Origin of the sequence: Streptomyces sp. NPDC006261, from assembly GCF_040613515.1 — a bacterium.
GTDB lineage: Bacteria > Actinomycetota > Actinomycetes > Streptomycetales > Streptomycetaceae > Streptomyces.
Genome location: NZ_JBEXSI010000029.1, coordinates 89,681 through 97,085 on the forward strand (window position 1 = coordinate 89,681; position 7,405 = coordinate 97,085).

The following is a 7,405-nucleotide window of genomic DNA, read 5'->3' on the forward strand; positions in this document are numbered from 1 at the left end:
CTCCTGCAGGTCGGCGCCGTCCTATAGGTCGACGCATAGGGGTAAATCCGGCGTGTCATAACAAATGACTAGCATTAAAGATGCATATTGCGCGGCATGGAACAACAGGCGCGCAGGCGCGGCAACGCGATCCGGGTGGCAGTGACAGTGGCCACGGCCGCAGCGATGGTGGGCATGCTGGCCCCGGCCGCCGCCGCCGATCCGTTGCCGGGCGGACTGGGCCCCTGTCTCGGCAGCGGGTGCCCGGACGCGTGGAACGAGCCCGACAACGGGCCGGTCGCCGGCTTCGACGAGAACATCAACATCTACGTCGGCGGGGACTACCTCGTCCGGGAAGCCGCCGCCGAAGCCGAAGGGAAGATCGTCACCCTCGGCCGGTTCGACATGGACAAGCGGGACGAGGCCTCGCAGATCTACAACGTCGGTGTCGCGGGAGTCGGTTCGCGGGTCCCGCCGCCGGACGGCTCCGACTATCTGGCGGTGGGCGGGGACGTCACCATCGCCCCGGGCAAGCGTCTCCTCGCGGAGGAGGGCCAACACTCGGGGCGGGTCGCCTACGCGGGGAGCCTGAGCGGCACTGTGAACCCGCTGGCGGCCCCGCGCGACGACCCGGACGCCGTCGCTCCGTTCACCGGCCTGCGCCCGGCGCTCACCGAGGCCAGCCGGTGCTACGCGTACGACGGTGACGGGCACCGTGCGACGACCGGCGACTGGGAGCGGGTCGGTGACACGTTCACCTTCACCGGGGACGGCACCTCGGCGATCCAGGTCTTCGAAGTGGACGCGGACCTGGTCTCCTCGACGGGCGGCAACGCCGGATTCACCTTCGCCGGCATCCCCGCCGGCGCGACCGTCCTCGTCAACGTCTACGGGGACGCCCGCACGGTCGCCACCTTCATGGGCACCCTCCCCAACCCGGGACTCCGCGAGCGCCTGCTGTGGAACTTCCCGGACGCGACGGACCTGACGCTGACCGGGCCGGCCCAGTTTCAGGGAAGCGTGCTGATCGGGCAGCCGGCCAGCACGGCCACGCTCACCATGAGCGGCACCAACGGCCGGTTCTACACGGCCGGTTCGCTCACCCACACCTCGTCGGGCCCTTCGGGTGGCCAGGAGATCCACTCGTACCCGTTCGACGGCGACCTCCCGGCCTGCGGGCCGGACCCGACGCCGACCCCCACGGATCCGACGCCGAAGCCGACGGACCCGACACCGACCCCCACGGCCCCGACACCGAAGCCGACGGACCCGACACCGACCCCCACGGACCCGACACCGAAGCCGACGGACCCCACTCCCACTCCCACCGACCCCACGCCCACTCCCACAGAGCCCACGCCGGGTCCCACCGAACCGACCCCCAATCCCACCGACCCCACGCCCACCCCCACCGACCCCACGCCGGGTCCCACCGACACGCCGACGTGGAAGCCGACCCCCTCCCCGTCCCACCCGGGTGAACTGCCCGACACCGGATCGCGGGGCGATGAGTGGATCATCGGCTCCATCGCGGCAGCGCTGGTGGCCGCCGGCGGTACCGTCCTCGTCGCCACACGCAGGGTACGCCGCCGCACCTACTAGCAGCGCCCGCTAGCGTGGTTCGATGACCGAACCACTGCTGCACCTCGCCGAAGCATCCCTTTGGGAGGCGGCCCGCGGGACAGGGACGTACGAGATGTCCACCCGCGGCCGCACCCTCCAGGAGGAGGGCTTCATCCACCTCTCCCTGGCCCACCAACTCCCAGGCGTGGCGCGGATGCTGTACGGGGACGAGGGCCGGGGCGGGGCCGACGGCCATGACCTGGTGGTCCTGGTCGTCGACCCCGCCCGCCTCACCGGCCCCGTCCTGTACGAGGCGATGAAGCCCGGCGGCGAGGAGTTCCCGCACCTGTACGGACCGCTTCCGGTGGAGGCGGTGGTGGAGGTCCGGCCCTGGCCCGGAGCACACGGAGAGTCCGCAGTACGACGAGAGGAAGACGAACCCCAGTGATCGGCCCCCTCACCGCGGTGACCGGAGCGAGCGGAGCCGTCGGCGGCCGGGTCGCCGAGCGCCTCGCCCGCGCCGGAGTCCCCGTTCGCCTTCTCGGCCGCGACCCGGCCCGCCTCCCCGACCTGCCCGGCGCCGACCGCGCGCCCGCCGCCCCCTACGGCGACGGGGAGGCGATGCGCCGGGCCCTGGACGGGGCGCACACCCTATTCCTGGTCTCCGCCCACGAGAGCCCCTACCGGGTGCGCGAGCACATCACGGCGGTGGACGCGGCCGTGGCGGTGGGCGTGGAGCGGATCGTGTACGTGTCCTTCCAGGGCGCCGCGCCCGACGCCACGTTCACCTTCGCCCGCGACCACTGGCACACCGAGGCCCACATCCGCACGGCCGACGTGCGCCACACGTTCCTGCGGGACAACTGGTACCTGGCGGGGCTGCCAGCGATGACCGGCGCGGACGGGGTGCTGCGCGGTCCGGGCGGTGACGGCAAGGTCGCCGCCGTCGCCCACGAGGACATCGCGGACGCCGCGGCGGCCGTACTGCTGGACGGGTCGGCCGCCCACGACGGCAAGGGCTACGACCTCACCGGCCCCGAGGCGTTCACCCTCTCCGAGGCCGCCGAGGAGCTGAGCCGGGTCACGGGGCGCTCCATCCGCTACGTCCCCGAGACCCGTGAGGAGGCCTATGCCGCCCGGGCCGGGCTGGGGGCCGAGGAGTGGGAGGTGGCCGGCTGGGTCACCTCGTACGAGGCGATCGCGGCCGGCGAACTGGCGGCCGTCTCCGACGCGGTGCCCACGCTCACCGGCCATCCGGCCCAGGACTTCGCCACGTTCCTCGCGGAGCACCCGGAGAGCTGCCGGCACCTGCTGCCCGGCGTCTGACCGGGAGGGAATCCGCCCGGCCGCCCGCCCCTTCACCGCCCCGTTCACCGCCACGCGATGTGGCGCCACGGACTGCCCTCGCTCTCCGTCAGCAGACGGTGGGCGAGGACGTTCTGTTCGTAGAACGGCCCGTACTCCTCCTCGTCGAACCGCAGTACCCGCCCCAGCGCGTACCCCGCCGAGAAGTCCTCCCACGACCGGTAGGCCGACTTGCTCAGCGCCCCGGCGTAGACGATCGCCTGCTCGGCGTCGGCCGGGGCGCAGTAGCGCGCCGACAGTCCCCACCGCGCCAGGTTCACCGCCCGCCCGTAGTCGTAGGCGACCGTGGTGCGCACCCGGCCGTCCGGCGGCAGCAGCCCGTCCGCGCGGAACCGGGCCTCGTAGCGCATGATCCGGCGTACGAGGTCCTCGATGCCCTTGACCGTGCCCGCGTCGGCCCCGAGGTCCTGGGCGTGACCGGCGGCGGTCTCCCGCCACAGGTCGGCGGACGGCAGCTCGGCGAGGCCGGCCGCCAGCTGTTCGCGGGTACGCAGCACGAAGTCCGGCTCCGGCGGGCTGTTGCGGGCATCCAGCAGGACGTCCAGTTGCCCGCGCCACCCGGCGTTGTCCGTGATCCCCCAGGAGTCGCGGAGCTGCTCGCGCTCCCTCGCGTACTCGCGGTAGACCGTGCCGACCTCGTTCCACGGCACCGCGTTCCCGATCGCCAGGTGCGCCCCGCAGGCCAGCCCGTACGCCAGGGGCCCGTGCAGTGCGCCGTGGCGCAGCGCGAGGAGCCGGTTCTCCTGGAGGCGGTCGTTCTCCGCGTACGCCCGCTGCCACAACGCCCGCTCGGTCGGGGTCGCCGGCAGCAGCAACTGGCCGGGCGTCCCCACGTTCACCCCCAGGAACATCCCCGCCCCGGGCCAGCCGAACTCGGCGACCCAGCGCAGCGAGACTCCGTGGAAGACCCAGTCCGCATGCCACGCGGGCAGCATGCCCCGGGTGAGCACCGGCCGGCAGACGAAGCCCGACGGGTCGTGGTGCGCACGCCAGGTGACGGTGTCCGGCTTCGCGTCCACCTCGGCGCGCGGGGCCGGGATGTACAGCTCGTCCCCGGCAAGCGCGGCCAGTTGGGCCCGCGCGTCGCCGCACAGCGTCGCCTCGTGGAGGAGCTGCTCGGTCTCGGCGGGCGGGACCCAGGGGGCCGGAGGCGCGGGGGGAGCCGGGTGGGCCGTGGGGTGGTTCGGGTGGGGGATCGGGTTCATGACCAGGGGATGTTCCGGTAGGGGCTGGTGGGGTCCTGGGTGAGGAGGCGGTGCTCGGCGAGCGACTGCTGGTACGTGGGCTCCGCCGCCTCGGGGCCGTCGTCCTCGGCCCGGTGGATGATGCGGGCCATGAGGTAGCCGAGGGAGAAGTCCGCCCATGAGGTGTAGGCCCCCCGGGCGAGTTCGCCGAGCCGCAGCACGTCCTGCTCGGCCTCGTGCGGATCGCCGTACCGGGCGCCGAGCGCGAGCCGTACGACGTTGACCGCCCGGCCGAGGTCGAAGGCGGCCAGGGTGTCGACGCGGCCGTCCGGGGCGAGCGCGCCGTCGGCCCGGAGCCTCTCCTCGTACAGCGCGACGTGGTGCAGTGACCGGTCGGCCAGCGCCCGGTCGTCGGCGTCGCGCGCGGCGAAGGTACGGTCCACCGCCTCGGCCCACTCCTCGCGCGTCGGCGTCCGCCCCAGCCGGGCGGCCAGGGTGTGCCGGGTGCGCAGGACGGCTTCCTGGGAGCGCCCGACCAGCTGGTTCTTCATCAGCGACGCGAGGCGGTCGCGGTACTCGGCGCGGTGCGGGATGCCCCAGGGACTGCGCAGCCGGGCCCGGTCGGTGGCGTAGTCGTCGTAGGCGGCGCCGAGCCGGTTCCAGATGAGGCCGTTGGTGACGGCCAGATGGGCGCCGAGGGCCAGCCCGTGGGCGAGCGGGCCGTACAGCGGCCCGCCGCTGTCGGTGAGCAGCACGCCGTGCTCGTGCCCGCCGGAGTGCTCGTCGGCCTTCAGCCAGGCCCTGAGGTGCTTGGGCCGGGCGTCGACCATCGCCGCGTACGGGGTGCCGTGGTTCACGGCGAGCCGGCGCACGTCGTACGGCCAGGTCCGGGCCAGCTCGCCGATGCTCACCTCGCGGAACACCCACTCCGGGTGCCAGGGCGGCAGCATCCCCGGGGTCAGCACCGGGACGCAGGTCCGCCGGGAGGCCTCGCCGCGGATCGTGGGCAGCGGGGCCGTCCAGCCGGGGATGTCCGCGTGCAGCCGGGCGACGAGCACGTACAGCCGGGTCCGTGCGAGCACCGCCAGCACCGCGTCGGCGCTTCCGTCGGCGACGGCCGCGGACAGCGCGCGCTCGATCTCGGTGGGCGGCGCGGGGGCCGGATGCGCCGGTGGAGGCAGTGGATTCCCCGCGTACGCCGGTGGCTGCGGCCGGTACGTCTCGTGCGGCCGCGCCACCGCTCCGCCGCCCTCTGTTCCTGCCCCGTTCCCCGTGGTCACGGAGCCGATCCTACGAAACGGGCCCCGCGCCCGGCCCGGGTGGTCAGAGGCCGCCCGGGCGCACCAGCCCCGACTCGTACGCGAAGACCGCCGCCTGGGTCCGGTCGCGGACGCCCAACTTGACCAGGATGCGGCCCACATGGGTCTTCACCGTCTGCTCCGCGAGGATCAGCCGCCCGGCGATCTCCGCGTTCGACAGACCGGCCGCGATCAGGGACAGCACCTCCGTCTCCCGCTCCGTCAGATCCCCGATCCGCTCCTTCAGCGGGGCACGCGGGGCCCCGGCCGTCCGGGCGAACTCCACGATCAGCCGCTTGGTGATGTTGGGCGAGAGCAGTGCGTCGCCCGCGGCAGCCACCCGTACCGCTTCGGCGAGTTCGTCGGCCGACGCGTCCTTCAGCAGGAAGCCGGAGGCACCCGCGCGCAGCGCCTCGTACACGTACTCGTCGAGGTCGAAGGTGGTCAGCACGAGCACCTTCACCGTCGAGCCCTCGGGGGAGGTGATCCGCCGGGTCGCCTCGATGCCGCCCAGCTCGGGCATGCGGATGTCCATGAGGACGACGTCCGGGGCGAGCTCGGCGACCTTGGCGACGGCGTCGAGACCGTTGACGGCCTGCCCGACCACCTCGATGTCCGGCTCGGCGTTCAGCAGGACCGTGAAGCCCTGGCGGACCATCATCTGGTCGTCGGCGATCACTGCGCGGATGGGCGGTGTCCTGGAATGTCCTCGGTGTCTCCGGTGACGGGCAGGATGGCGGTGACTTCCCAACCGCCCCCGGGAGCGGGGCCGGTGGCCAGGTCGCCGCCGAGCATCGTCGTGCGTTCGCGCATCCCGAGCAGGCCGTGCCGGACGCCGTGGGAGGCGGGGGAGGGGCGGAGCGGCGCGGTGTTGATGACGCGGACGGTCAGCCCGGCGGCTTGATGACCGATCTCGACCCGCGCGCTCGCCCCGGGGGCGTGGCGCATCACGTTGCTCAGCGCCTCCTGCACGATGCGGTACGCGGACAGCTCGACGCCCGGATGCAGCGGGCGCGGCTCGCCGGTGGTGGAGAGGGTGACGGCCAGACCGGCGGAGCGGACGGAGGCGACGAGCGTGCCGAGTCGGTCGAGGCTGGGCTGCGGGGTGTGCCGGGTGCCCTGCGAGGGCGCCTCCTCCGAGCGCAGGACGCCCAGCACTCTGCGCAGTTCGGCGAGGGCAGCGATGGGTAGTTTCCGTCCCGCTGAGGAGTGGATCTTCGGGGTAGCTCTCAGGTATGACGCGGCGTACGGGAAGCGGCGTCAGCTCCGCCCGGTGTGGTTCATCCGCCCGGTGTGTTCCAGGATCACGCCGGCGAGCGGGGCCCGCACCTCACAGGGCGGCACATGCCCCATGCCGGGAATCTCGACGATCCGCGCGCCTCGGACCGCCTGGGCGATGTGATGGGCGTGGGGCGGCGGATGGCGGGTGCGGCGGGCGCGGAGACGACCAGCGTGGCAACCTGGGCACGTGCCAGGGCCTCGGTCCGGTACCCCGAGGGCCTCCAGCACCCGCACCCAGCCACCCGCCCTCGGCAAGCGCGGTGAGCGGATAGCACTGTTCGTCGAAGCACCAGGTGGAGCGCCCGGCGTCGCGATGGCCGTAGCGGATCACGCGGTGTGGTCCGGCGAGCAACTCCACCAGCGCGTCCGGCCACCCGAATCCGGACGCCTGGGCATCCATGACCAGCAGCAGGGCGGGGGAGTCGGGAACGCCGCGCCCGTCCACCCAGAGGGGAAACCGGGGCCACGTCGACGCAGCGTTCCATGGCGAACCTCGCCATTCATGAGGCGAGACGTGTCGTTTCGCATCCATGGTGACGGGTATCCGCGAGCACCGACCCGCCGACATGGACACCGGCCGGGCCGCGATGACCGAGACACCCTGCGCCGCCGCCCGCTCGCCGAACGCGCGGCCGCCTGAGCACCGGCTGGTCTGCCCTTTACTCCTCGTTGGCGAAGTTTTAGACGGACACATCCGGCCCCGGAAGAGATCCCGGTCACGTGGGGGATGACGTT

6 protein-coding genes and 1 pseudogene are annotated in these 7,405 nt (G+C 73.2%); 3 read left to right on the plus strand and 4 right to left on the minus strand.

The annotated features are described in order from the left end of the window. Positions 1-96 precede the first annotated feature (96 nt). The 3 genes from ABZ154_RS20525 to ABZ154_RS20535 are packed head-to-tail and all read left to right on the plus strand — an operon-like array spanning position 97 to position 2,868. A complete protein-coding gene (locus ABZ154_RS20525) occupies positions 97-1,581 on the plus strand; it encodes a choice-of-anchor A family protein (RefSeq protein WP_356834545.1) in 1,485 nt (494 codons plus the stop codon). Between the two features lie 22 nt (positions 1,582-1,603). Continuing rightward, positions 1,604-1,990, plus strand: coding sequence for a DUF952 domain-containing protein (locus tag ABZ154_RS20530; RefSeq protein ID WP_356834547.1), 387 nt, complete (start codon positions 1,604-1,606; stop codon positions 1,988-1,990). Beyond that, entirely contained in the window at positions 1,987-2,868 is an 882-nt protein-coding gene (locus ABZ154_RS20535; protein WP_356834549.1) for an NAD(P)H-binding protein, read from the plus strand. The genes ABZ154_RS20530 and ABZ154_RS20535 overlap by 4 nt, the downstream gene beginning before the upstream one ends. Before the next feature lie 44 nt (positions 2,869-2,912). Here ABZ154_RS20535 and ABZ154_RS20540 read toward each other — a convergent pair whose 3' ends face one another. The 4 genes and pseudogenes from ABZ154_RS20540 to ABZ154_RS20555 all read right to left on the minus strand — a co-directional run. Continuing rightward, complete coding sequence (locus tag ABZ154_RS20540; RefSeq protein ID WP_356834551.1) at positions 2,913-4,112, minus strand: DUF1266 domain-containing protein; 1,200 nt, start codon at positions 4,110-4,112, stop codon at positions 2,913-2,915. After that, the gene (locus ABZ154_RS20545; protein ID WP_356834559.1) at positions 4,109-5,272 is read right to left on the minus strand and encodes a DUF1266 domain-containing protein; all 1,164 of its coding nucleotides are present in this window, start codon (positions 5,270-5,272) and stop codon (positions 4,109-4,111) included. Before ABZ154_RS20545 ends, ABZ154_RS20540 begins: the two co-directional genes overlap by 4 nt. A 142-nt stretch (positions 5,273-5,414) precedes the next feature. Then, positions 5,415-6,050, minus strand: coding sequence for a response regulator transcription factor (locus ABZ154_RS20550; protein WP_356834561.1), 636 nt, complete (start codon positions 6,048-6,050; stop codon positions 5,415-5,417). A 14-nt stretch (positions 6,051-6,064) separates the two neighbouring features. Then, positions 6,065-6,586, minus strand: a pseudogene (locus ABZ154_RS20555) (ATP-binding protein); the annotation flags it as partial. Positions 6,587-7,405 lie beyond the last annotated feature (819 nt).

Coding starts and splice junctions, on each gene's coding strand:
- ABZ154_RS20525 (WP_356834545.1), top strand. CDS start 97: ATGGAACAACAGGCGCGCAGGCGCGGCAACGCGATCCGGGTGGCAGTG.
- ABZ154_RS20530 (WP_356834547.1), top strand. CDS start 1,604: ATGACCGAACCACTGCTGCACCTCGCCGAAGCATCCCTTTGGGAGGCG.
- ABZ154_RS20540 (WP_356834551.1), bottom strand. CDS start 4,112: ATGAACCCGATCCCCCACCCGAACCACCCCACGGCCCACCCGGCTCCC.
- ABZ154_RS20550 (WP_356834561.1), bottom strand. CDS start 6,050: ATGATGGTCCGCCAGGGCTTCACGGTCCTGCTGAACGCCGAGCCGGAC.